This window comes from Pseudoalteromonas sp. SR43-5, from assembly GCF_014163835.1.
Taxonomy (GTDB): Bacteria; Pseudomonadota; Gammaproteobacteria; order Enterobacterales; family Alteromonadaceae; genus Pseudoalteromonas; species Pseudoalteromonas distincta.
Map to the genome: position 1 here is coordinate 24,366 of NZ_JACJEA010000024.1, position 25,193 is coordinate 49,558.

At 40.9% G+C, this 25,193-nt stretch carries 19 protein-coding genes; 10 read left to right on the forward strand and 9 right to left on the reverse strand.

Annotated elements, in window-relative coordinates; all coding sequences use genetic code 11:
• Positions 1-16 precede the first annotated feature (16 nt).
• Positions 17-865 (reverse strand): D-hexose-6-phosphate mutarotase, encoded by an 849-nt coding sequence (locus tag H5090_RS14565; RefSeq protein WP_182692756.1) that lies wholly within the window; start codon positions 863-865, stop codon positions 17-19.
• Between the two features lie 428 nt (positions 866-1,293).
• Between H5090_RS14565 and H5090_RS14570 the strand changes: the two genes are divergently transcribed.
• The 10 genes from H5090_RS14570 to H5090_RS14615 all read left to right on the forward strand — a co-directional run bounded on the left by H5090_RS14570 (position 1,294) and on the right by H5090_RS14615 (position 14,448).
• The gene (locus tag H5090_RS14570) at positions 1,294-1,776 is read left to right on the forward strand and encodes a MarR family winged helix-turn-helix transcriptional regulator (protein WP_182692757.1); all 483 of its coding nucleotides are present in this window, start codon (positions 1,294-1,296) and stop codon (positions 1,774-1,776) included.
• Between the two features lie 100 nt (positions 1,777-1,876).
• Positions 1,877-3,199, forward strand: a complete 1,323-nt coding sequence (locus tag H5090_RS14575) for a carbohydrate porin (RefSeq protein WP_182696061.1) — start codon at positions 1,877-1,879, stop codon at positions 3,197-3,199.
• Between the two features lie 129 nt (positions 3,200-3,328).
• Positions 3,329-3,724, forward strand: coding sequence for a YbaN family protein (locus tag H5090_RS14580; protein WP_024596096.1), 396 nt, complete (start codon positions 3,329-3,331; stop codon positions 3,722-3,724).
• Positions 3,725-3,848: 124 nt separating this feature from the next.
• Positions 3,849-4,481 carry a PepSY-associated TM helix domain-containing protein gene (locus H5090_RS14585; protein WP_182692760.1) on the forward strand — a complete coding sequence of 211 codons (633 nt, stop codon included), beginning with the start codon at positions 3,849-3,851 and terminating at the stop codon, positions 4,479-4,481.
• Positions 4,481-4,990 carry a DUF2271 domain-containing protein gene (locus H5090_RS14590; protein ID WP_024589611.1) on the forward strand — a complete coding sequence of 170 codons (510 nt, stop codon included), beginning with the start codon at positions 4,481-4,483 and terminating at the stop codon, positions 4,988-4,990. The genes H5090_RS14585 and H5090_RS14590 overlap by 1 nt, the downstream gene beginning before the upstream one ends.
• A gap of 34 nt (positions 4,991-5,024) precedes the next feature.
• The gene (locus H5090_RS14595; protein ID WP_024596099.1) at positions 5,025-5,870 is read left to right on the forward strand and encodes a DUF4198 domain-containing protein; all 846 of its coding nucleotides are present in this window, start codon (positions 5,025-5,027) and stop codon (positions 5,868-5,870) included.
• A gap of 280 nt (positions 5,871-6,150) precedes the next feature.
• The gene (locus tag H5090_RS14600) at positions 6,151-8,679 is read left to right on the forward strand and encodes a TonB-dependent receptor (protein WP_220490782.1); all 2,529 of its coding nucleotides are present in this window, start codon (positions 6,151-6,153) and stop codon (positions 8,677-8,679) included.
• Between the two features lie 204 nt (positions 8,680-8,883).
• Positions 8,884-9,777, forward strand: coding sequence for a hypothetical protein (locus H5090_RS14605; RefSeq protein ID WP_182696062.1), 894 nt, complete (start codon positions 8,884-8,886; stop codon positions 9,775-9,777).
• 220 nt (positions 9,778-9,997) lie between these two features.
• Positions 9,998-12,394: a PKD domain-containing protein gene (locus tag H5090_RS14610; protein ID WP_182696063.1), complete on the forward strand. Its 2,397-nt coding sequence runs from the start codon at positions 9,998-10,000 to the stop codon at positions 12,392-12,394.
• 164 nt (positions 12,395-12,558) lie between these two features.
• Complete coding sequence (locus H5090_RS14615; protein WP_182696064.1) at positions 12,559-14,448, forward strand: monovalent cation:proton antiporter-2 (CPA2) family protein; 1,890 nt, start codon at positions 12,559-12,561, stop codon at positions 14,446-14,448.
• A 99-nt stretch (positions 14,449-14,547) separates the two neighbouring features.
• Here H5090_RS14615 and H5090_RS14620 read toward each other — a convergent pair whose 3' ends face one another.
• The 8 genes from H5090_RS14620 to H5090_RS14655 all read right to left on the reverse strand — a co-directional run bounded on the left by H5090_RS14620 (position 14,548) and on the right by H5090_RS14655 (position 25,150).
• Entirely contained in the window at positions 14,548-14,931 is a 384-nt protein-coding gene (locus tag H5090_RS14620; protein ID WP_002960201.1) for a hypothetical protein, read from the reverse strand.
• A 2-nt stretch (positions 14,932-14,933) separates the two neighbouring features.
• Positions 14,934-15,455: a YcxB family protein gene (locus tag H5090_RS14625; protein ID WP_182696065.1), complete on the reverse strand. Its 522-nt coding sequence runs from the start codon at positions 15,453-15,455 to the stop codon at positions 14,934-14,936.
• 130 nt (positions 15,456-15,585) lie between these two features.
• Positions 15,586-16,020 carry a hypothetical protein gene (locus H5090_RS14630; RefSeq protein ID WP_182696066.1) on the reverse strand — a complete coding sequence of 145 codons (435 nt, stop codon included), beginning with the start codon at positions 16,018-16,020 and terminating at the stop codon, positions 15,586-15,588.
• A 293-nt stretch (positions 16,021-16,313) separates the two neighbouring features.
• A complete protein-coding gene (locus H5090_RS14635; protein ID WP_182696067.1) occupies positions 16,314-17,027 on the reverse strand; it encodes a hypothetical protein in 714 nt (237 codons plus the stop codon).
• 139 nt (positions 17,028-17,166) lie between these two features.
• The gene (locus H5090_RS14640) at positions 17,167-18,957 is read right to left on the reverse strand and encodes an alkaline phosphatase (protein ID WP_182696068.1); all 1,791 of its coding nucleotides are present in this window, start codon (positions 18,955-18,957) and stop codon (positions 17,167-17,169) included.
• 11 nt (positions 18,958-18,968) lie between these two features.
• Positions 18,969-20,558 carry an alkaline phosphatase gene (locus H5090_RS14645; protein ID WP_024595529.1) on the reverse strand — a complete coding sequence of 530 codons (1,590 nt, stop codon included), beginning with the start codon at positions 20,556-20,558 and terminating at the stop codon, positions 18,969-18,971.
• Positions 20,559-20,766: 208 nt separating this feature from the next.
• A complete protein-coding gene (locus tag H5090_RS14650; RefSeq protein WP_182696069.1) occupies positions 20,767-23,202 on the reverse strand; it encodes a TonB-dependent receptor in 2,436 nt (811 codons plus the stop codon).
• A 208-nt stretch (positions 23,203-23,410) separates the two neighbouring features.
• Positions 23,411-25,150, reverse strand: a complete 1,740-nt coding sequence (locus H5090_RS14655; RefSeq protein WP_182696070.1) for a solute:sodium symporter family transporter — start codon at positions 25,148-25,150, stop codon at positions 23,411-23,413.
• Positions 25,151-25,193 lie beyond the last annotated feature (43 nt).

The following is a 25,193-nucleotide window of genomic DNA, read 5'->3' on the forward strand; positions in this document are numbered from 1 at the left end:
TTTAATTATGACTAGCTTACCAACTAATGGTGGTTATTAAGGTGTGGCTTTGTTTTGGCTCAAGCGTTACTTTATCTGTCAGTACATTAGCGGCCTCTAGGCAGAGCATTGTTTTATATTCATCGTCAGCAAAGTTAGATAAGCGTTTTGACTTTTCTATCCATGGATTCCACAGCACACACGAACTTGAGTTTTCGCGGCTCACATTAATAACACCTTCTGGCGTGTTAATGGTTTGTACTGCATTTGCTTGTGTATAAACCATATCGGTTTCGCGATTAAAGTTTACAACATCATTTTGTACAAATGGCCCTTCACTAAACTCAATATATTGCGCGCCTTGCAAACCATCAACATGGGTATTTGTAATATCTGAGGTTGGAAAATAGGTATGCAATGCTTGAGTAAAGCTAAATGGCACACTTCCTAAGTTAGTGGTCGTTAAGCGAACCTGTAATTTATCGCTTAATATAAACTCAACTTTTAATGCGCACTGATGCGGCCAATACGTTGTATTAACAAGTTTCATGGGGAGCTTTAAACTAACTGTAATTTGCTCATCAGATTCGTGTACTTCATCGGCTTGCCATACGCTTGTGCGCGCAAAACCGTGGGCAGGCCACCCATCATTAGCGTGTGTACCAAACCACGGCCAACAAATAGGAATACCGCCTCGAATACTCGCCCCTTCTTGATAGGTTTCCTCTTGTGAAACCCAAATAAGTGGCTTGTTATTTTTAGGGATAAACTCGGTAATTTGCCCACCTTGCAAAAATATTTTTGCGTCGCACTTTTCACTAGCTACTTTAATAAACTCAAGTCCGGATTCGCTTTGCTCAATGCTAACTGATGGCGATAATTTCATACCTTCCCCCTATAATACTGATACTAAAGATTTTTAATGTTTACATCTAAACAATAATGCATGCTTAAAGTATACGCTATTGATATTAAATATTGATTGCTGAATTTGTTCATTGCCGATTAATACATATACAGTAAACTCACAAACAATTACTTTGTACTAACAGCTGTAAATGAATAATACTAAAGTCTATACAATAAGACTTGCCAATTATTCACAACATACGTACTGTGCGCAACTTAATGCACACAAGGTGCTAAGAAAATTTACCAATATTTAAACAATATAATTTTACATTAGTTACTGCTCTAACTATTAAAAACCAATAAAAGCGGGCTAAAGTACAATATATTATTTGAATTCAATTTATTTGATGTGTAACATTTCGCGATTACGGCAAACTACCGCCCCATCGACGAGATAAGCAAATGCAAAAATATGACGAGTTATTGATTTCTTTACGTAAAGTTATCCGCGCGATTGACTTACATTCTAAGCAGCTAAATAAAACTTCGGGTTTAACTGGCCCACAATTGCTTATAATGCAAGAAGTGCAAAAAACCGATGGAATAACGGCGAGCCGTATTGCTCAAAATGTAAATTTAAGCCCAGCAACGGTCACCAATATTCTCGACAGAATAGAAAGCAGAAACTTAGTAACACGCGTACGCAGTCAAATGGATAAACGCAGAGTGAGCTTATACCTCACCGATAAAGGAAAAGAGTTACTTGATAAAGCACCTCAGCCATTGCAAGAACACTTTATTGAAAAGTTTTCTGCACTTGCTGAATGGGAACAGAGCCTTTTACTCTCATCAATGCAGCGTGTAGCCGCAATGATGGATGCAGATAAATTAGATGCATCGCCCCTTCTAGAAGTTGGTGCGCTTACTCAAGCTCCTAAAGAATAAATAATAAAAAAAATACATAGTTTTTGTACTTACCCTAAACGTAAGGCGTTTTTTTACGTCTTGAATTTTTTATTTTTTAATCAAAATCTGAGCGGCAATTATGACTAAACTCTCAAAATTAACACTAGCACTAGTTCTAGGTGGTGTTACAAGTACTTCTTATGCGTCTGATGATCTAGACACGTTACAAAGCCAACTTAAGCAGTTAAAGCAACAAATGCAACTGCTTGAAAATAAGTTAGCTGATGAAAAAACAAAACAGCAAAAAATTAATGAGCTACACAAGCAAGAAGTTGCAAAAATTAGTAAAAAAGCTGATAACAAAGAAGTTGTTGTTGCTGCCGCCGAATCTGAGAAAAAAGACGAAGGCGTTAAAATTGGTGGCGCAGTGCGTTTTAATTACAGCACTAATTCATACGATGAAGACACTCAAGATCGTAGCGGCGACTTAGATTTCGAAGTATTTCGCATTAACTTATCTGGCGAAATAAACGATATTTCTGTTAATGGTGATTTTCGCTTTTACGATTACATGACCATTGTTAAGTATGCATACTTAGGTTACGAATTTACTGATGGCTGGGAAGCACAAGCTGGTATTGCACCTGTCCCTTTTGGTAATGGCCCATACAACTCACACAGCTACTTTTTTAGCACTAACTACTATGTTGGCCTAGAAGACGACTTTGACTTGGGTGTAACAGTAAACCGTAAACTAAAAGATAACTGGAAACTAGACCTAGGCTTTTTCAAAAATGATGAAGTAGGCGGCGTTGATGGCAGCTCTGAAGTTAACGAGCGTTACTCTTTTGATATAGTTGGTAGCCGTGCAACAACCGAAGGCACATACGATGCACCTGGCTCTCGCCTTGGTGAATACAACACATTTGCAGCTCGTACAGTGTACCAAATTGAGCATGGCGAAAACGCTAAAACCGATGTGGGTGTATCACTATTAAGCGGTGGCTTACATGATGGTAACGACCGTGCAGGTAACTACGGCGCATGGGCGTTCCACGTAAACAGCCAAATAAATAACTGGAATATTCAATTTCAGCACGGTGAGTACGACTACGACCTAGACGACAACAGCAACCGCTTTGTTGTAGGTGCGTTTGACTACTACGACACCGTATCAAGCGAAGCTACCATGACTAACTTTAACGTAGCTTACGACCTATCGGTTGATTTAGGCCCTATAACAGGCGTACAGTTTTACAACGATTACGGGATCATTTATGACAAATCTGACGACAGTGCAGATACATGGATGAACGTAACAGGTATGAGCGTATCAGCAGGCCCGTTATTTACGTACTTTGACTTTATTCAAGCACGTAACCAGCCATTTATTGGCGGAACAATTATTGGTGATGGCGATACAGAGCGTCGCTTTAACATCAACGTAGGTTACTACTTCTAGATAAGTAAAACCTATTTTATAAATTTAAAAGGGCAAACTTAGTTTGCCCTTTTTTATGTTTTTACACTTCGATTTTATAACTATTTGGCCTACAATCGAAAGTATCAGCCATTACTAAAAAGAGCCTAAGTGAATATAAAAGCAGTGTTTATTTGTTATAAAAACTTATGGTTTAAAGCACTTGGCTTAATACTTGTAGCCTTGGGTATTATTGGCATTGTGCTGCCGGTCATGCCTACCACTATATTTTTTATTTTAGCGCTCACCTGCTTTACTCGCTCATCACCCGCGCTTGAACAATGGCTGTTAAACCACCCTCGTTACGGTGTAACTTTGCAGCAATGGCAAGCCCATAAAGTAGTGCCTGTAAAAGCCAAATGCTACGCCGCCATTGGCATGTTAATTGGATTTACATTTTTACTGTATTCAGCCGCCCCTATTTGGGTTATTTATCTCGTTGCAGTAATAGAAGTATTGGTAATGATTTACCTTATTTTAAGACCTTCCAGCCCTCCTAAGCGTTAAATATTCATTTTTTACCTGCTTACCGCCTTTGTTTTAAAGTTTTTATGTAAAGATAAGTAAGTAAATTTGTAATGGCTAATGCAAATCATTATCATGTTGTAAATTTAATTTATTTACTGTTTTTATGTCGTTTATTAACAAGCGGGCTTTGTATAGCACAAGCCGTGCTCTACATATTTATATTTCTACAGCTTTGTTTTTTTTGCTTATCTTATTTTGCGTTAGCGGCATTGTGCTCAACCATATTGATTGGCTTAAAAACGATAAAAATAATGGCCAAGTAACGGCGGTAATTCCAGCAGAGCTAGTTACCAAAGCGAATGAGCAGCTAAATACGCTGCCAACGCTTTACCCTGAAATAGAAGCTTACCTAGCCGAGCAATATGCACTTACAAAAGTAAAAAGCATTGAGTGGGAAAAAGAAGACGCGCTTGTCATGCTCGACTACCCACTGCCTGCTGGGTTTGCCTACGCAGAGCTTGATTTTACAACTGGCGAGCTAAATCTTGATTACCAAACAGGTGGCTTTTTAAGCCTTATTGGCGACTTACATAAAGGCCGCCACAGCGGTGAAGTATGGAGTTGGGTAATTGATATATCTGCCGTACTAATGATTTTATTTGCCATCACCGGCATGATTATTTTGTTTCAAAATAGAAAAAAACGCTTAGCAGGAATATGGATAACCGTACTCGGAGTGGTAACTCCACTGGTTATTTATTTATGTTGGGTTCCACAAATAAAAGGAGTGTCTTAATGGTTAAATTTAAATTATTTATAAGCGCCGCATTACTGCTCGTAGCTGCGTTTTTTCAAACAACGGCGCATGCGCAAACACCACAGCTAGAGGTTGAATTAACGCTTCCTGACTTAGAAGTACAACCGTATCACCGCCCATACGTTGCAGTTTGGCTTGAAACACCAGAGCGCAAACACGTTACAACGCTTGCACTTTGGGTGCAAAAAGCAGAATGGTTTAAAGACTTACGCCAATGGTGGCGTAAAGCTGGTAAAAGCGATGCCAACTTTGACGGCATTAGCGGCGCAACAAAACGCGCAGGTACTTACACCATAAATTGGCAAGGTAATGATTTAGACGGTAACCCAGTAAAACCAGGTAAATACTTACTAAATATTGAAGTTGTACGCGAAGAAGGCGGCAGAGACTACACCCGCGTTGAGCTCGATTTAACTAAATCAGGCAAACTAACAATTGATGGTAAAAACGAGTTTTCTAAAAGCTTCGTCACTGTAAGCACTAAGTAGCTGCTACTTAATCATTTGAATTTAAGGAAATACAATGAAAATTAATTTATTAAAAACGGCATTAATCGGCGCATTGAGCTTATCTGCTTTAGTGTCAACTTCAGCAAGTGCACACGGACGTTGGTTACTACCTTCGCATACATCTTTATCAGGCGATAAAGCGCATTACGTAATGATTGACGCTAGTATCTCTAACGAAATGTTTGCACCAGACAAAGCCTTTAAACCTAAAGAAAAAGGCGCCGAGTACGACGACACATTATTAATGGCACTTGCACCTAATGGTGAGCCAGTATCTGAAACCATTCGTGCTTATTACTTAAAGCGTAAAAGCTCAGCTGCGGTAAGCTTAACAGAGCAAGGCACTTACCACATTGCAATGACCCAAAAGCCAATGTACATGACCTTCTATAAAAACGAAGAAGGTAAGCGCAAGCGCGTATTTGGTAAAAAAACAGAAGCCGAGTTACCTAGCAATGCAAAAGATGTAACGACAACAAAGGTTGTTTCAACAGTAGATACATTTGTAAGCCGAAATGGCACCTCAAAACCTGCACAGCTAGGTTTAGGCTTAGAGCTTAGCGGTCCAACGCATCCAAACGATTTATTTGTAGGTGAACAAGCACGTTTTCAGTTACTACAAGATGGTAAATCTGCTGGTGAAGGCGTTGAAGTAAGTATTTTAAAAGGCGACACACGCTACCGTAACGAGCGTGGCGAAGTAAAAGTAACGACCGATAAAGACGGTATGTTTACAATTACGTGGAAAGAGCCAGGCCTATACCTAATCGAAACCTCTAACAAGGTTACCGTAAATGAAGAAGGCGTAGATGCAGGACGTTATGCATTATTTACAACGCTTGAAGTTGCCCCTGAATAATTTAAATTACTAAATTTAAAAAATTGAAAGGCCAAGCATTTGCTTGGCCTTTTTACGTCTTACTAACTTTTATCTAAAATCCCCTTGAATTCGCAACCATTCGACACAAGATTGCAACTACAACGATCCAAACGCCTATATCACGCGTAGACAGTGACCTTACTTGTTAACAACTTAGAATATCTTAGATAGTTTTTATCTTTGCACTAGGGTAGTCGCTTCTATATGATGCGCTCCTTTTTAAAATCAATAGTCAGCAGCCCTCAAGGGAATCAACATCATGTTAAAGCCATTATCAGCCAAAAAAGTAGCACTTAGCCTGGCCGTTTCTTCTGCACTTAGTGCACCCTATTCTTCTGTATTTGCTGCAGAACAAGATGTTCAAGCCGAAAAAAGCATTGAAGTGATTTCAGTAACAGGTACTCGCCGTAGCTTACGCAGTATTGCCGAAAGCTCAGTACCTGTAGATATTATTACCAGCGGTGATATGCAAAGTACGGGTCAGCTAGAAATAAGCCAAATACTAGCAAACCAAGTACCTAGCTTTAACTACCCAAGTGCCACTATGGGTGATGGTACTGACCATGCAAAACCAGCTGTTTTACGTGGATTAGCACCCGATCACACATTAGTACTTATAAACGGTAAGCGCCGCCATGCCGGTGCGCTATTAAACTTAGCGGGTGTTGTTGGCCGAGGCTCTACCGCTGTTGATTTGAACATGATCCCAACCTCTGCAATTAAACGTGTTGAAGTACTACGTGATGGCGCAGCCGCACAGTACGGTTCTGATGCAATTGCTGGGGTAATTAACATTGTACTTAAAGATGCCTCAGAAGGCGGCAGCGTTAGCGTAACGTACGGTAAATACGATACTCAAATGGCTGGCGTACCTCAGCTAGAAAGCACCTATGCAGATGCTAACGGCGACTTAGCGTTTAATACCGGTGGCGACAGAGAAGTAAACGACGGTGCAACACGCACAGTTAGTGCAAACTCTGGTTTTGCGTTATCTGATAACGGCTTTGTAAATGTATCAATTGAATACCGCGATAACGACTCAACGCAACGCTCAGGCTTTGACCCACGCGAACAATACAGCCGTCTTGATGATGGCACCCTAGACCCACGCGAATTTACTATCGATCGTTACAACCACCGTTTTGGTAAAGCAGACCTTGAAGATTACGCGTTGTTTTACAACATGGGTTACGATTTAGATAACGGCTTAAACCTTTATTCATTTGGTAGCTACTCAAAGCGTGAAGGTAATTCAGGTGGTTTTTACCGCCGTGCAAAAGACAGCCGTAACGTTTTAGAAGTGTACCCAGATGGATTTTTGCCGCAGATTGAAACAGACGTACAAGACTACTCATTTGCACTGGGCTTAAAAGGCGAAATTAACGACTGGACATGGGATGTAAGTACCAACTACGGCCGCAACGACTTTGGTTTTGGTGTTGTAAATAGTATTAACACATCACTAGGTGCCGACAGCCCAACTGAATTTGATAACGGTGCACTGGTTTACGATCAGTTTTTAGTAAACGCAACGACCAACACCACACTCGATTTAGGCTTACCTGATGACGTATTTTTTACCGTAGGTACTGAATACCGCCACGAAAGCTACAAAATAGAAGAAGGCGAAGAAGCGTCTTACATCACCGCACTTGATAGCAACGGCAACCCAATTGCAGCCGGTGGCGCGCAAGTACTTGCTGGTTTTGGACCAGAAAGTGCGACTGACGAAAGCCGTCATAACATCGCTTTATTTGTTGAGTTTGATACCTACTTAACAGAAAAATGGAACGTCGTTTTAGCGGGTCGTTATGAAGATTACAGCGACTTTGGCGACACGTTTACCTCTAAACTTGCCTCGCGTTACAGCATTACTGAAAACCTATCACTGCGCGGAGCAATTAGCACAGGTTTCCGTGCGCCATCTTTAGCGCAAAGCTCGTACCGCCAAATATCAACAGTACTTGAAAACAACCAACCATTTGAAGTTGGTTTATTCCCAACCGATTCAGCCGCAGCGCAAGCACTCGGTGCTCAGCCGTTAGATGCTGAAGAGTCAGTAAACGTTACTGCGGGCTTTATGTACACGCAAGGCAGCTTTAGCTTAACCGTTGATGCGTACCGTATTGATATTGATGACCGTATTGTATTGTCTGAAAACTTAGAGGGCGATGCCGTAGTAGAAATACTACAAAATGCCGGTGAGCTAAATACCGAAAGCGTACGTTACTTTACCAACGCTATCGATTCACGCACGCAAGGTGTAGATATAGTTGCCACTTATAACCTAGATTTAGACAACTTAGGTGATTTACGCCTAAACGTAGCAGCTAACTTTAACGACACCGAAGTAACACACGTAAACGACAACCCAAGCGAACTTAACTCACTAGGTGACGACTACGTAGTGTTTGCGCGTCGTGAAGTAGGTCGCTTTGAAGAAGGCACGCCAGATAGCAAATGGAACCTATCAGCAGTGTGGAACTTTAACGAATGGCAAACAACGCTTCGTGCCACACGTTATGGTGAAGTCGCTGACATATCAACTACAGCTGATCGCGATGAATACTTAGACCCTAAATGGATCACCGACCTAGAAGTGGCATACCGTCCAGACGAATATTGGAAATTTGCCGTTGGTGCAAACAACTTGTTCGATCAGTACCCACAAGCCACCGTGGATAACATTGGTTACTCTGACTTTGGTCAAATATTCCCGTACACACCGTATGCACCTTACGGATTAGACGGACGTTTCTTATACGGTAATATTACTTACAGCTTTTAATTAGTTTACTAATAAAAGCAGAGCAATTATAAAAGGATGCATCACGCATCCTTTTATATTAATAATTAGTTATTTTAACCACTTATTAGTATTTCAACTTTCATAAAAAACCACCACCCTATATAAAACAACAGCTTACATTTCGGCCTCATTTTTGCTCTATATTGTTTATATAAATACAAACAAAAATACAAAGGACTAAACATGAGCTCATCAACTGTATCTAACATTACAAAACCACTTTCACTTATTGGCGGCATTTTATTATTAAGTGGCTGTGTATTTCACATATCGCCAAGCGTTGCCTCAGTAAAGCAAACTCAACAGCTATCACTGCCAAGCAATAATCTTGAATATTTAAATGTATTAAGCGGTGCAGGTAGCCTTGAAATAAAAGGCTCAAAAACGGCCACCAGCATTAGTGTTGATGCCACTATTTACACAGCCGACATTGAAGACGAATACGAGCTAACGCTGGAGCAAGACGGTAAACAAGCAAAGCTTGTTGCCCAAAATAAAAGCCGTAATGGTATTAGCTTTTACAGTGGTCAATCTCCAAGTATTAATTTAGTGGTTACTGTGCCAAGTAATCTAAATTTAGATATTGATGATGGCTCTGGCGATATTTTAATAAGTGCTATGCAAAGCAATATTGATGTTAAAGACGGCTCGGGGAATTTAACGATAAGTGGGGCTAAAAACCTAACTGTTGACGATGGATCTGGTGAAGTAAACCTTGAAAACATCGCAGGTAATTTAGAATTAACCGACGGCTCTGGCAGTATTCATATAAACAACGTAAGCGGTAATGCAACTATTGACGATGGTTCTGGCGAAATGCATGTGAGCAACATAACCGGTTTGCTAAACGTTGAAGATGGATCGGGTGATTTAGTGATAAGCCATATAAGCGGTGCAGTTAATGTTGATGATAACTCTGGTGACCTGCTTATTGAGCATATTGGTTCAAGCGTAACAATTGAAGACGGTTCGGGTGATATTCGCGTTAACCATGCAAAGGGGCTGACTATTACTGAGTCGGGCTCGGGCGATGTAAGTATCGATAATATTAGCGGTTCAGTAAAAGTAGCTGACTAACTTTATTTAAGCGTTATTCAACTGCCATTTAATATACTTTATGCCCTATCAATCTGGGCATAAAGCACTCCTCTCAAAGTATAAGTTATTTAAAAGCAGCACTGTTTCGCGTTAACTATTTCCTAAAATAATGCAAAAGTACTTATTTGATTTATTTTTTTGCTTTATAGCTAATTTGGGTACATATTAATATTCAACTTTTTAAAAGGATATTAATATTATGAAATGGAAGTTATTAATTTTAATTACTGCTTTATTCACCCTCGTAGCTTGTGGCTCTGGAGGTTCAGACTCCAAAACAGTAACTAAACCGCTCAGCACTAACACAAAGCCTATTGCGGTTATTACTACCGAGCAATCGGGATTTAAAGTAAATACCACCCTCGTTTTTAGCGCAGCACAAAGTAGTGACCCCGATGGCGATGCACTCACCTATCAATGGCAATTAACCAGCAAAAACGAACAAGTAGAAATACCGATTACGGTTAATAATGAAAGTACCGTTGAGTTTTCAGTATCTGAAGCACAAGAGTACCAATTAGTATTAACCGTGAGTGACGGCAAGCTTTCAAGCACACCTGCACAAAAACAACTCACCGTTACTGCAAATACCCAACTAATTGCTAACGCAGGTAGCACACAAACCGTTAAGCAAGGGGATGTTGTGCTTTTAAATGGCGCGCAAAGTAGCACAACCAGCGGCGCCATTAATCAATACAAATGGCAATTTATTACCAAGCCCGTAGCAAGTAATGCAACGCTTGAAAATGCGACTCAAGTTAAAAGCCAGTTTGTTGCAGACGAAATAGGCGAGTTTAAGGTTGAGCTTACCGTTACTAATTCACAAGGTGATACGGCAAGCACTGTTGTACTCATAAAAAGTGAATCGCTTAATTCTAACTCATCGCCACAAGCGGTTATTAACGTAGAAAATAAAACAATTGCCCCAAATGAAGTTGTTACGCTTTATGGTAACCAAAGTACTGATCCCGATAAAAACGATACGCTTAGTTATGCGTGGGCAATTACATCAAAACCCGAGGGCAGCACGCCGGCTCTTTCAAACATACAAAATCATACCGCTGGATTTTCAGCGTCAACAGCTGGAGATTACTCGCTTTCACTCACCGTTACCGATCAACAAAGCGAAAGTGATACCGCATCAGTTACTTTAACTGTTACCACAAGTAATAAAGTCCCCGTTGCAACACTTGAATCCGAACGTGATATTACGTTAAACGAATCAACCACTTTGCAGTGCCAACAATGTAGCGACCCAGACGGAGATACGCTGAGTTATAACTGGCAGTTACAAGCCAAGCCTGTAAATAGTGCATCGCAACTCACTAACAACACATCTGCAACGCCCTCTATTGTTGCCGATAAAGAAGGCGACTACGTTGTAGTGCTTACAGTGTCTGATGGGCAATTAAGCTCAAACCAAGCAACCTCAGTACTGCACGCCAGTAGCAATAAAAAGCCTATTACTTTGGTAACTTATGAAACCTCCATAACGGTTGATGAACAGGTTTTACTTGATGCCTCAACTAGTTACGATCCAGAGGGCCAGCCACTAAGCTACCAATGGGAAATCATTTCGTCGCAAAGCCAAGCAACGCTTAGCAGTAATACAATATCAAAACCAACGTTTAGTGCATCAGTAGGGGGACAAGTGGTTATTTCGTTACGCACTAACGATGGCGTGCAGTTCTCTGACACAAAAACCCTAACAATTGATGTAATACAAAACGCATTGCCAGTAATTAGCTTCACGGGGGAGCAATCACGCTACGATGTAGTGGGCAATGCAGTTAAATTTGATGTAAGCCAAAGTTACGACCCAGAAGGAACCTCTCTCGATTACGCTTGGACGCTATCAGCGCCTTCAGGCTCGAGCACCAGCTTAAGCAATATAAACCAAAGTATTACCGAATTTATCGCCGATATGACAGGTAGTTACACGCTAACCGTTATAGCAACTGATGCTGATGGATTTTCAAAAAGTGTGCAATTCTCAATTACAGTAACTAACTCTGCCCTACTTACCGGTCGTATTAAAGGACAACTCACTAATGTGCAAAAAGCGGCTATAAGCAATGCACAGCTAACAATTAATGGACAGCAGTACAGCACCAATACAAATGGCTTTTTTGATGAAGAGGTTAATTTAGCGCAAGGTGAAAAAATAACGATAAAAACAGCAGATCAAAGGCTAGCAACTGGGGAATACAACTCTGTAGCAATTACGCAAAGCAACTTTACTGTGGATATAGGCCAAAATAGCATGCCCGTTTTACAAGCTGTTGAGGTTTCGGTATTTTTGTGTGCTGAGTTTTCAGGCCCCGACACAGTTAACCTACGCTTTAACATGGTAGATACACTTTTAGCGTCAGATAGCTTTCAATTTAGCTTTGATCAAACAAAACCACTTACTTTGCAAAAAAGCGGAAGTACTTACCTCGATAGCGAATTAGACATCGACCTACCTGCATCTGCCGAATTTGAAGTAACAGCAATTGAAACAAACGTTGAAAATACAATCAGCTCAAACATTACTATTTACCATTCTGATTCAGGCCAACCAAGCTCAGCAATTATAAGTATTTGTAATATTTAGTCCCCCAAATAAGCCCTTCAACATAAAGTGCTATTCTTAGCCCAGTAGTTATAACCATTAGTGTTATAACTACTGATAAATAAGCAACTTTGAGCCATATAATCCATTGTATTTTATAAGCAGCTAAGCCATTCTAAAAGCCTTGATGTTATTAGGATAAACGCGTGTTAGAAATTGCTTTAATTTACTTAGCAGCAGCCATTGTAGCTGTGCCTATTGCAAAACGAGTCGGACTTGGCTCAGTATTAGGTTATTTAATTGCCGGAATACTCATTGGCCCTTATGCGCTGGGTGTTGTGGGCGATCAAACCGATGTAATGCACTTCGCTGAATTTGGCGTAGTAATGATGCTGTTTTTAGTGGGCCTTGAGCTACAACCTTCGCGTTTATGGACATTACGCCACTCTATTTTAGGGCTTGGCGGCTTGCAAGTTGTGTTAACGGCAGCGGCAATTTTTGCATTTTGTTATTGGTTTTTTGCCATGCATTGGCAAACCGCACTCGCCATTGGTTTAATGCTGGCGCTCTCCTCTACTGCTATTGTGCTGCAGAGCCTTGAAGAAAAAGGCTGGCTAAAGCAAGAAGCCGGACAAAACGCTTTTTCGGTATTGCTGTTTCAAGACATCGCAATTATTCCTATTTTAGCCCTATTGCCACTGCTTGCATTTGCCCCGCAAACTAACACAAAAGAAATCAGCGATTCAATTATTGCAAGCTGGCCTGTATGGCAACAAGTATGTGTATCGGTTGCGGTTATTGCCGCTATTATTGCCGGCGGTAAATATGTATCGGCCCCGTTATTTAGATACATTGCCCAAACGCACATGCGTGAAATATTTACTATTTTTGCACTGTTTTTAGTGGTCGCTATTGCACTGGTTATGCAAAGTATTGGTTTATCGCCTGCATTGGGAACTTTTTTAGCAGGCGTTGTACTTGCCGAGAGCGAATTTAGACACGAATTAGAAGCCGATATAGAACCCTTTAAAGGCTTACTTTTAGGGTTGTTTTTTATAACTGTTGGCGCATCAATTAACTTTGAACTGCTATTTAACGAGTTTAGTACCGTTATTGCCTTAGTGGTTTTACTTATTGTAGTTAAAGCCTGCATTTTATTTGCCCTTGCCGTTACCTTTAAAATTAACAGCAAACAGCAATTATTATTTGCCCTAGCCCTTGCCCAAGGGGGTGAGTTTGCCTTTGTACTGCTAAGCGTAACCACTACGCTCAGCATTTTAACGCCCGAGCAAACCAGCCTTGTTACCTTAGTTGTGGCGGTATCAATGCTAATAGCGCCGTTATTACTTATGGTTTATGAGCAAATACAAAAACGCAGCAGCAGTGCTTTACCTGAGTTTGATAAGCCAGAGCAAATTAGCACCGCTAAGCACGTAATTATTGCGGGCTACGGACGTTTTGGTCAAATTATGGGGCGTTTACTGCACGCGCAAGGCTACGAAATTACCGTACTTGATCACAGCCCTAGCCAAATAGAATTACTACGCCGTTTTGGTAACACCGTATTTTATGGCGATGCCGCACGCCAAGAACTCCTTGAAGCCGCAGGCGCGCACACAGCGCAAATGCTAGTAATTGCAATTGATAACCCCGATAAAACCATTGAGATAATTAAGCTCGCGCATAAAAACTACCCGCAACTTAAAATTGTTGCTCGCGCAATCGACCGCCGCCATGCGTATCAGTTACTTAATTTAAAAGTAGATGCGTTTAACCGCGAAACAGTCGACTCAGCTATTAACCTTGCCGTAGAAGCACTCGAGTTACTAGGTAACACTAAGCAAGATGCAGAGCGTGCTGGTAAGCTATTTAGAGACCACGACCGCGCTGCAGTACTGCAACTTGCTGCATTATGGGGCGACGACGCCAGCTACGGCGTAGCAGTTCGCCAACGCATGGAAGATTTAAAGCAAGTACTGCAACAAGATAAACAAGCACAAAGCGATTTAAATACCTGCGACAGCGGCGACTGCGAAGACGGCTTAACCGAAGTAGCGAGTAAACCTAAAAAGCCTGATGATGCTCATCTTGAGTAGCGTCTAAAAACTGATATGTGCTATTAGCGTGAGTTAATAGCACTGTGAATAAGCGCCACAATCAAATAAGTTATCTGAAAGCATAGCTGTACTTTTTAGTTAGTGTTCAAAGCGCTTATATGTTCCACGCCAATCTGAGTGTTCAGGATATTTAATCTTATAAGCATTTATTTCAGCCTTAGAAGCGTACTGAAAATAGATAGAGAAATAGTCACTTATGTAGCTTTCGCCGTCACCCATTCTCCAAAATATATCGCTCGGATGATAATTTGGAAATTTAATCCAAGGCGGTTTTGGCGGAGTATGCTTTAACTTATTTTCATAACGCTCTTTAAGCATTTTATTCCAAGCAGCTCTATGCTCTAGATACTTGCCCCATTTTTCATCGGTAGTGTTAGCTGGTTTTTCACTTCCCATTGATGAAATAGGTATAAGCATTAAAATAAACACTAAGACGGTGTAAATATTTATAAAATGACGCATGACTAAATATGAGCTTTAATAAATGCTTTTAGTTCTTCTTTTTCGGCTTCGTTTGTAAATGTGCTAGCTGGGATTATTAAAGCCAATAACTTGTCTACAAATATATATAAATCGCCTTTATTTTCTTCCATTGCTTCAACGGCTTGCCATTTATAAAAGTAACTTCCAAGATGATTAGTCTCGCGAATGCCATCAGCTTGAAATTCAATTGTTTTATTGCCAATCATTACGCCATTTTCATTGGGGATTGATTGCTCTTTTAACTTATGATTATTGTATAAAAATACAATAATTAATATTAAAAATGGCACTGCTACAATTAACCCACTTGGCCAATGAAAGTCAGAAAGGCGAATAGACTCGACCTGAAAGATAGTCATAAAAACAACAGTTATTACAAACCAAACAATCACATTTTTTATAACTCCTGAGTCTTTTTTACCTTGAGGCGTACACAACCTTTTTATTGCAAAATCAGCATAGTCGGTATAATTCTTTTTAGTAACAGTGATAGATTTGATCATAAAAAATGAATCCTAACTTTGTTTAAACATAGCGAACGACTTAAGCTATATAAATATAAGACCAAACAAAACCCGAACAAACTATTTCAAGCGCTTTGATCGACGTTTAAAAATAATTTAATAATTCGATCTATTTTAGTGGTGGTGGGGGCGCGATGATCATTTCTGGTTGATTTGCTCTGAGTAACTCTTTTAAATTTAACTGTATTCTTTCACCACACATTACAATTCCTTTTTTGTCTTTTGTTGTTGAATAACCAAGTACTATATTTAATGAATCTAATCTCTCAGGATTAACTTGAAAAAATACCTTGTAATAACCTTCATAACTATTAGCTTCAGTAAAATCCAAGTCTGCTAATAAAGTATCTTTTATCACTACTGTAAATGACGTTAAATAATAGTCTTTAAATATCTCAGGTACGTAGACATCATAGCCAACAAAGTTACCTACGCTATAGTCTTCATTTATTTTTGCAAAAGAGGCTGATTGGCCTAGTTCATCATTGCCGCAGGCAAATAATAAGCTAGTCCATAAAAAACATATAACTAAAAGTACTCGCATTTAAGTTCCAATATAACAGCTTTGCTAATAAGTACTTTTTCAAGCGTCCCTATTGCGTGGACTTCTATTAGTATCAAATAGCGTAAGTTATTGCGAACTATAAATAATTAGCAGCAGGCGGTGCTTATTTATAAGATGAGGCGATTATTCGAAGTATTATTTAGGCGGAAGTATTTTAAATTCACTTTATTTTAGAGGCCGGTTGATAGCTCACCACAGCTTGCTGACTGAAGTATAAATTTACCCCCAACACAGCAAGCTCGTCCTACGCCACATTAAAACTCAACTAAAACCTAGTGGTGATGCCCGCCTTGAATAGCCTCGCCCTGCTGGTTATAAAAGCCAGTTGCGCCGTGCTCAATAAAACCAAGGTTTATCATTTTAGCTAAAAATGGGTCGCCTTCGTTATCGCCAATGTCGGCGTAATCGGTGGTTTGAAAGCGATCCCACTGTGCAAATTGAGCACTAATTAATGGCTCATTAGTGTTTACATTATTAAGGCTTAGTAATGTACTTGTTTGGCTTTTTTTATTACTAATACTAAATGTTTTAACTAATTTTGAATGCGTAATAAAGGCAAGGTTAAAGTCGTTGCCATTTTCGCTCAGTGTATAGTTTTTCACTTCATCACAGCCTTTGCCTTGTGTGCTTACTAAGGTCATTTTTTCGATTAAGTGGTTATCCACCAGCTGACTTTTAGCACTCCAGTTTTGTACGCCGCGTACCTCAGATGGTTGATATTCAATACCGCGTTGCTGGGCATTAAAATAACGTATTGGTCGTATTTGATTATTGGCTAAGTGCTGCCAAAGCTCGGTTATTACTTCACTTTGGTGCGCTACTTGCTGGTTGTTTCGCCAAAGGGTAAGTGACTCGCTACTTTGCTGCGCTTTATGGCTGTTGGTAATTTTATAATCCGCTTTTAAATGCTTGGCATCAATATCACATTGCGAGGCAAAGCTACTTGTACTTACAAGCGTGGCAATTATTAATAACGCTTTTTTCATTTAGCTATCTCTTATTTATATTTCAAGTTTATGGCAATAACATAACGATTATAAATGTCAGTTTAATGACAAAAACCCCGCGCAGTGTGCGGGGTTTTTTATTTAGATATATTTAACTAAATTTATAACTAGCCGGTATTTATTGCGCTAGTTTTGCGTCTGCTGTTTTTACAAAGTCAGCTGCAAAGTCCATTACATGGAATAAAAAGCTTTGCTCGTTTGTGCCTGTTACCAAGTGTGCACCTGGGCCCATTGCATAAACGCCAACATCTTCACCGGCATGTGTTTCTGAGCCAAGTGGTACTAACGACTCTTGGTGAAAACCCGGTGTTGTTGTATCAACATCTGTTAAATCAACACGCCCTGTAACAGGTGCAAAGGCATAACCTGCATCGGCATCTGTCTCGCTACCTAAGTTTCTAAAGCCACCACCATTGGTGTAACCAACCGTTGTATAAGGCATATCATCGGCAGCTAAGCTTGGCTCAGTTGCACCTACTGCAACCACTTTACCTAAAATTGGGTTACCGCGTTTAGGGTAACCGGCAATGGTAAATACATGGCTGTGATCGGCAGTTACAACTATTAATGTTTCTTCTGGGTTGGTGTTTTCCATTGCCACTTTAACGGCTTTGGCAAGCTCAATAGTGTCGTTTAACGCGTTATAAGCATTACCCGCATGATGCGCGTGGTCAATTCGACCCGACTCAACCGTTAAGAAAAAACCTTGCTCGTTGTTATCAAGCACGCTTATTGCTTTTTCAGTCATTTGTGAAAGCGAAGGCTCGCCTGCTACATCATTTGCTCGATCAGCTTCGTACTGCATGTGGGATTCGTTAAATAAGCCAAACACTTTAGTGGCGTCGTCACTTATTGCATCAAAACCGGTTTGATCCATTACGTACGTGCCATTTGGATATTGCGTTTTCCACTCTGCGGTTAAGTCGCGGTTATCTGTACGATCCCCTTCAACAGCACTTACTGCATCGGTTGAATTAAACGCAGCATCTTTTGGTAAAAAGTGACGACGACCGCCGCCCATTACTACGTCAATACCGTCTACATCAACACCACTAAAGCGTGCTTCTAGATTGGCTTCAAAGTTAACCAGTTGCGATGCAATGTCTTCACACGTTGCAGCACTTTCTGGCATATCGGAGATATCTTCCCAGTTACGCTCTGCCGATTTAGCATACGTTGCAGCTGGTGTTGCGTGAGTAATACGCGCTGTAGAAATAATCCCTGTTGCTTTACCTGCAATTTCAGCAAGCTCTAACGAGGTAACAAGTTCGTGCCCTTTGCCTGATGCACAATTACCACGCTCAACCGCTTCATCAATACCAATAACGCCTGCGTCGGTTTTAACGCCCGATGCCATTGCGGTCATAGTGCCTGCCGAATCTGGCGTTTGCGCATCTACGTTGTATGTTTTTACAAAGCCCGAAAAAGGCATAGTTTCAAAGCTTAACTGGTGATCTTCACCCATTTCGCCCTCTAACTGACCCGCTAAAATACGTGCTGCGGTTATGGTAGAAATACCCATACCATCGCCCACAAATAAAATAACGTTTTTAGCTTTGCCTGATTCAGTAACAATGTTGCTACTTGCTGTTTGTGCAGCACCTAATTTTGTTTGCGCTTCACTAAACCATGCATTACTAGTAAGCGAGGCTAATTGCTCGTTTGTGAGCGACGTTGCAGGTGCATTACACACTAAATTAGTTGAGTTAACTTCGTCGCTATCTAGCACGTCGTTATTATTGGTATCTGCGCCTACTTGAGTCTCTACACCGCCATTAATGCACTGCTCAGAGCCCACTGCAATAGCGTTATCTACTGCAATAATATTATTTTCATTTTTGTTATCGTCACTCGAGCAACCTGCTAGCGCGACCATTACTGCTAAAGAAAGTACTGTTAATTTGTTCATGTTAGCCGCCATTATTGCTGAGTTAGTTCAAGAGCTTGATTAATTAGATGAAACACTACGTTTTGTTCAATTACGCCTTGTGCTAGCTGAGCACCTGGACCTTTTGCATGCAGTGAAATATCTTCACCCGCGTGTGTTTCTGAGCCCATTGGTACAGTTGCTTCTTGGTGAAAACCTGGGGTTGTTGTATCAACGCCATTTAGCTCAACACGCCCTGCAACAGCAGCACTTGTGTAACTTGCATCCGCATCAGTCTCACTGCCCAAATTTCTAAAACCTAAACCATTTGCGTAACCTACTGTGGTGTACGGCATATCGTCGGCAGCTAGGCTTGGTGTAGTTTCGCCTACTGCAACTACTTGACCTAAAATTGGATTGCCACGCTTAGGGTAGCCTGCAATAGTAAATACATGGCTGTGATCGGCAGTTACTAAAATAAGGGTTTCTTCTGGATTGGTGTTATCTACCGCTGCTTGCACGGCTTTAGCAAACTCAATGGTGTCGTTAAGCGCGTTGTATGCATTACCCGCATGGTGCGCGTGGTCAATTCGACCCGACTCAACCGTTAAGAAAAATCCGTTATCGTTTTTACCAAGCACTTCAATTGCTTTAGTAGTCATATCGGTAAGCGAAGGCTCACCCGCTACATCGTTTGCGCGGTCAGCTTCGTACTGCATGTGGGATTCGTTAAATAAACCAAATACTTTAGTTGCGTCATCTGCAATTGAATCAAAGCCTGTTTGATCCATTACGTACGTAGCATCTGGGTATTGTGTTTGCCACTCAGTTACTAGGTTGCGCTCGTCAGTACGGTCGCCTTCTATAGCGCTTACTGCGTCTGTTGAGTTAGCTGTTTCATCTTTTGGTAAAAAGTGACGACGACCGCCACCCATTACAAAATCAAGACCGTCTACGTCGGTCCCTACAAATCGTGCTTCTAGGTTTTTTTCAAAGTTAACCAGTTGCGATGCAATGTCTTCACAGCCACCCGTTACGGCATCTTCTGGCATATCTGATACGTCTTCCCAGTTACGGTCAGCCGATTTAGCATACGTTGCAGCAGGAGTTGCATGAGTAATACGTGCTGTAGAAATAATACCGGTAGATAGCCCTTTAATTTCAGCTAATTCGGTCGCGGTAATTAGCTCATTACCTGCTACTGTTGAACACACGCCGCGCTCAATATCTTCATCTACACCAATAACGCCCACATCGGTTTTTACACCCGAAATAATAGCCGTCATCGTGCCTGCTGAATCGGGCGTTTGAGCATCTACGTTATACGTTTTAACTTGTGCAGAGTATGGGAACTCTTCAAAGCTTAAATAACCTTCTTCGCCAGATTGGTTATTACGCTGCCCTTGCAAAATGCGCGCGGCAGTAAGAGTAGATATACCCATACCATCGCCCACAAATAAAATAACGTTTTTAGCTTTAGTGGCTTGTGTAGCCTGCGCTTGTGCTGTTTTTGTTGTTAGTTTAGTTTGCGCAGCGCTATACCAGCTGCTGTCTGTTTGGCTTTGCGGTAGTACATCAGCATGGCTCACTGCGCTAAACGTAAACGTTAGCGCGATTGCCGCAGCGACTTTTTTAATTTTCATCCGTAATTCCCATTGTTTAGTGGTTATTTTTTTGAAATGTGTAACACAAAAAAGATCAACCGCTGCACTATAGAAAACAGATGTGACTGATAAAGGTAATTTTAATGAAAGTAAAATGACTAAACTATTACAAAGATAAGTCACAAAAAAAGCGCAACGTGTAAAACGTTGCGCTTGTAGGGAAATTATTAAGAGAATTATTTAAATATTAAAAACGTGCTTTAAACGATACTCCAAAGTAGCGCTCAGCATCACGTGGTATTTGGTAACGGAAGTTATCGCCACTGTAGGTAGTTACGTAGCTTTCATCGGTTAAGTTTTTAGCAATAAGCGACACTCTAAACGCGTCATCTTTAAACGATAAACCCACACTTGCATTTAAAATACCGTAATCTGGTAACAAAGCGGCTGGGTTAAATTCGCCTACGTTGTCTGGTAGGTCTGAGTATTGCTCGTCGGTGTAAATGTAAGAGCCATTTATATGTACGTTAAAGCCATGGTCGGTTTCAATAAAGTAGTCAGCCGTTAGTGAGTATTTTAAATCTGGCGAAAATGGTACATCTAAACCTGAGCGGTCAGTACATGAACCTGCGGCTACCTCTGCCGGACAATTAAACTCGTCAATTTCAGCTTTAATGTAAGCAACACCACCGGTAAGCGTTAGCGACTCTGTTGCAGCCCACATAAAGTCAACTTCAACACCTTGCGTACTTACATCACCCGCATTGGTTAAGCGCGTAATACAAGTGCCGTCTGAACAGTCAAAGTTGTTAGCTTGAAAACCTTCAATTTCGGTTCTGAAAAGCGCCATGTTAAATACAAATTCGCGGCTTGCGTATTTGTAGCCTATTTCATAAGCGTCAGACTCTTCAGGTGCTATTTCGCGACTATCGGTGTCTGGGTTAAAGTTATAATAAATATTAAAACCAGGGCCTTTGTAACCTTGCGAGTAAGTACCGTATACCATTTGACCATCGCCTAAATCGTATTGCATACCTAAACGACCCGATACGTTGGTTTCTTCGGCTTTACCTTCATCATCTGTATTAAGTGTTGCTGGGCGCACGCCTACACCGGTGCGGCCATATACATCATTACTTACACGGCGATGCGTGTACGACACTTCATCGTCGGTGTAACGAATACCAAATAATACGCGTAAATCTTCAGATAAATCGTAAGTACCGTCGGCAAAAGCGGCCCAGTTGTTAAATTCTGTGCTCATAAAAGCAGTGGCCGATACAATATCGTTTGCATTGCAGCTAACACCTAGACCTTGTGTATAACCATCTAGGTCGTTAAGTGCTGCATCAAGTTCAGCGCCCGATAAGTTATTTTGCGCGTAAAAAGCCATTGCGCTATCAAGCTGGCCACCATTATTTTGACAACTAGCATCGCGAGTAAAGTTACGTTGTGAATCCATGTTCCAATAAAATAAGCCAGCAACATAGTTAAATGGCCCAGCTAGGTTTGATGTAACTCTAAATTCTTGCGAAAACTGATCCCATTGCTGTGCACCTAAATCGTGTAATTGAAACGGCGCGTCAAATACCGGCTCGCTGCTGTCGCCAGCAATAGAGGTAAAGTCGCCTTCACGGTACTCTGTGTTATCCCACGAACGCTGCGCTGTAATTGAAGTATATGTATAGTCGCCAATTGTTTTATCAACCTGTACCGAAAACGCGCTATGTTCGTCAATTGTGCGCGACTCGTAATCGTGATCAACGCTGCGTTGGTCTAAATCAATATCGGCTACGCCATCAACAATACCGTTACTATTTGGTACTGATTTTGAATCTGGATTACGGCCACTTGGTAGTGCTTCTAAGTCGGCACAACAATCATCGTCAGCGTTATAAAATTCAGCAATAAATTTTACGCTTAAGTCATCCTCTGGCTCGTATTTAAATACAGCACGTGCACCTTCACGGTCGTAACCGTTTACTTTTTCGTTGTTGTAAACGTTATCAATGTAACCGTCAAATTTACCTTTAAATACCGTTAGGCTTGCCGCTAGGTCGTCGGTTAAACCGCCGCTTATAACGCCTTTAAAACGGTATTCGTTATCTTGATAAAACGAGGTTTCTACGCTGCCTGTTGTGTCGTACGAGGGATCTTTTGTTGTTATGTTTACCACACCTGCTGAGGCGTTTTTACCAAACAATGTACCTTGTGGCCCGCGTAATACTTCAATGCGGTCTACGTCGTATAAATCGGCAAATGCTTGACCCGAGCGGCCAAGCACCACGCCATCAACAACAGTTGCTACACTTGGCTCGGCAGCAATACTAAATGAAATAGTACCAATACCGCGCACTGTTAGCGCTGAGTTACGGGTTGTGGTGCCTTTTCTAAAGCTAACTGAAGGGACAAGTGACTGTAAGCCTTCCATGTTATTAGCAAAAGCTGAATTAATTTGATCGCTATTAAGTACCGATACCGCAACAGGTACTTCGTTTAAACTTTGCGTTCTTTTTTGTGAAGTAACGACTATTTTTTCAAACGTATCGTTTTTAGCTGTTTCTGTTTTTTGTTGTTCTTGTTCGGTTTGCTCTTGCTGCGCATGTACCTGCGCGCTAAGCGCTAAACCGGTTGTCATTGCTAACGTGACTGCCAAGCTTAAGACGGACTTTTTAGCTCTCATGTCATTCTCCATATTGTGCGTGTGTGCTGTGTGGTACCGCGCTAGCAATTGTGTGTGTTGCTAATAAAGCGGTGTCAGTGTGTGGTACTTCCCTTAAAGCTCTTATATCTTATATAAGAGCTTTAAATTTAAACAAACTATCTTACTAATGCAAACATTATGTGAATTAAATGTGATTTAAGTTTGGTATACAGAATATAGCCGCAGGTTATGCGGCGTTTTTAGCACCAATACGCGCTAAGCTATTTTCGTAACTAACCTGCCAACGACGTACACTCCACCAGCTAAGCACTAAGGCTGTAGACCATACAGCAGCTAAACTTGGTACAAAGTACACACTGGTTCCACCAACCAATCCGAGTGGCGAAAATAATATATATAAGCTAACAATCAAGCTTACTAATACAATTGCGCAAGGTAATGCGTATTTCCAAGGATTAAGGTCTACCTCAGCTTTGCGTGTAAATTGCCATGGTGTTTTAAGTGGTTTGTAGTAACCAATACCCAGCATTATCGCCAATTCAATTAAGAACAAAATGGCGTAAATATGAATAAAGTTAATGTCTACATCCCATACAAATTTAAGCAAGGTGTAGGCAATAATATGGAATATAATCGCGACTTTAGCGCCCAGTGCAGGCACTTTTCGAGTAAACAAACCTACCAATACAATTGTGATGACCGGAATGTTGTAAAAGCCTGTAAACACACGAATTATGTGCCATAAACCTTCAGGCGCAAACATCAATAATGGCGCAGTTATAAACGACAATATGGCAATAACAATACTAGTAATTTTGGCTACTTTTATAAGTTGGCTGTCTGTTACCTTATTTTTTTTCATTGGCTTATAAACGTCTAAGCAAAATAAGGTTGCCGCGCTATTGAGCAGTGAATTAAATGAGCTAAATACAGCACCTAGCAATACGGCCAAAAAGAACCCAGATAAATACTGTGGAAGCACTTCTTTCACTAAATGTGGGTAAGCTAAATCGATAGTGGGTAGGCTTTCGTGTTTATAAAGATGGTAAGCAATAACGCCTGGGATCATCATCATAAACGGTACTAACACTTTAAAGTACCCTGAAAACAACACCCCTTTTTGCCCTTCTACTAAGTTTTTAGCGCCCAGCGTACGCTGGATCACATACTGATTAGTGCCCCAATAAAACAAATTAGCTAAGATCATCCCTGTAAAAATAGTGCCAAATGGCACGGGATCATCGCTACTACCAATAGCATTGAGCTTTTCTGTGTCGGTGTTTACTAGGGTGCTTAACCCTTCTGAAAAACTACCATCACCCAATGCAATTAAGCCCAGTGTTGGCACTAAAATACCAATGATAAGTAACCCAACACCATTAATAGTATCTGATACCGCAACCGCCTTTAAACCACCAAATACAGCATAAATAGCCCCAACTGAGCCCACTGTAATAATGGTCACAATTAGGCTTGATTGGTAGCTCATATTTAATAAGGTGGGTACATCAAAAAGTCTAAGTACGGCTATTGATCCTGAGTACAAAACAGAAGGGATCGTTATAAAACAATACCCTACCATAAATAAGATCACCGTCATGCGTCGTACGGTATCGTCAAAACGATCCCGTAAAAATTCAGGTAAGGTAGAAAACGCGCCCGCTAGATAACGAGGCAAAAAGATCAACGCCATAATAATGGTTGATACTCCTGCGGTTACTTCCCACGCCATTGAGCTTAGGTTGTAACCATAGGCTGAGCCATTAAGGCCAATTAGTTGCTCGGCCGATAAGTTAGTGAGGATCATTGACCCTGCTATAAATGTACCTGTTAACCCACGACCCGCTAAAAAGTAGCCATCTTGGGTGTTAACTTCCCCTTTGGTTTTTTGGTACGAGATATATCCCACCAGCGCCATAAACGCCAAGCACGATAGCAGTGTCATGGTAATGTTCATACCTTCCATCTTGCGCCCCTTTTAGCTTACTTTACTCGGTAAAAAGTAAGCT

What these genes read in the sequence shown, in the direction of transcription:
- H5090_RS14565 (WP_182692756.1), bottom strand. Translation starts at nt 865, where the DNA reads ATGAAATTATCGCCATCAGTTAGCATTGAGCAAAGCGAATCCGGACTT.
- H5090_RS14570 (WP_182692757.1), top strand. Translation starts at nt 1,294, where the DNA reads ATGCAAAAATATGACGAGTTATTGATTTCTTTACGTAAAGTTATCCGC.
- H5090_RS14575 (WP_182696061.1), top strand. Translation starts at nt 1,877, where the DNA reads ATGACTAAACTCTCAAAATTAACACTAGCACTAGTTCTAGGTGGTGTT.
- H5090_RS14585 (WP_182692760.1), top strand. Translation starts at nt 3,849, where the DNA reads ATGTCGTTTATTAACAAGCGGGCTTTGTATAGCACAAGCCGTGCTCTA.
- H5090_RS14590 (WP_024589611.1), top strand. Translation starts at nt 4,481, where the DNA reads ATGGTTAAATTTAAATTATTTATAAGCGCCGCATTACTGCTCGTAGCT.
- H5090_RS14595 (WP_024596099.1), top strand. Translation starts at nt 5,025, where the DNA reads ATGAAAATTAATTTATTAAAAACGGCATTAATCGGCGCATTGAGCTTA.
- H5090_RS14600 (WP_220490782.1), top strand. Translation starts at nt 6,151, where the DNA reads ATGTTAAAGCCATTATCAGCCAAAAAAGTAGCACTTAGCCTGGCCGTT.
- H5090_RS14605 (WP_182696062.1), top strand. Translation starts at nt 8,884, where the DNA reads ATGAGCTCATCAACTGTATCTAACATTACAAAACCACTTTCACTTATT.
- H5090_RS14610 (WP_182696063.1), top strand. Translation starts at nt 9,998, where the DNA reads ATGAAATGGAAGTTATTAATTTTAATTACTGCTTTATTCACCCTCGTA.
- H5090_RS14620 (WP_002960201.1), bottom strand. Translation starts at nt 14,931, where the DNA reads ATGCGTCATTTTATAAATATTTACACCGTCTTAGTGTTTATTTTAATG.
- H5090_RS14625 (WP_182696065.1), bottom strand. Translation starts at nt 15,455, where the DNA reads ATGATCAAATCTATCACTGTTACTAAAAAGAATTATACCGACTATGCT.
- H5090_RS14630 (WP_182696066.1), bottom strand. Translation starts at nt 16,020, where the DNA reads ATGCGAGTACTTTTAGTTATATGTTTTTTATGGACTAGCTTATTATTT.
- H5090_RS14635 (WP_182696067.1), bottom strand. Translation starts at nt 17,027, where the DNA reads ATGAAAAAAGCGTTATTAATAATTGCCACGCTTGTAAGTACAAGTAGC.
- H5090_RS14640 (WP_182696068.1), bottom strand. Translation starts at nt 18,957, where the DNA reads ATGAACAAATTAACAGTACTTTCTTTAGCAGTAATGGTCGCGCTAGCA.
- H5090_RS14645 (WP_024595529.1), bottom strand. Translation starts at nt 20,558, where the DNA reads ATGAAAATTAAAAAAGTCGCTGCGGCAATCGCGCTAACGTTTACGTTT.
- H5090_RS14650 (WP_182696069.1), bottom strand. Translation starts at nt 23,202, where the DNA reads ATGAGAGCTAAAAAGTCCGTCTTAAGCTTGGCAGTCACGTTAGCAATG.
- H5090_RS14655 (WP_182696070.1), bottom strand. Translation starts at nt 25,150, where the DNA reads ATGGAAGGTATGAACATTACCATGACACTGCTATCGTGCTTGGCGTTT.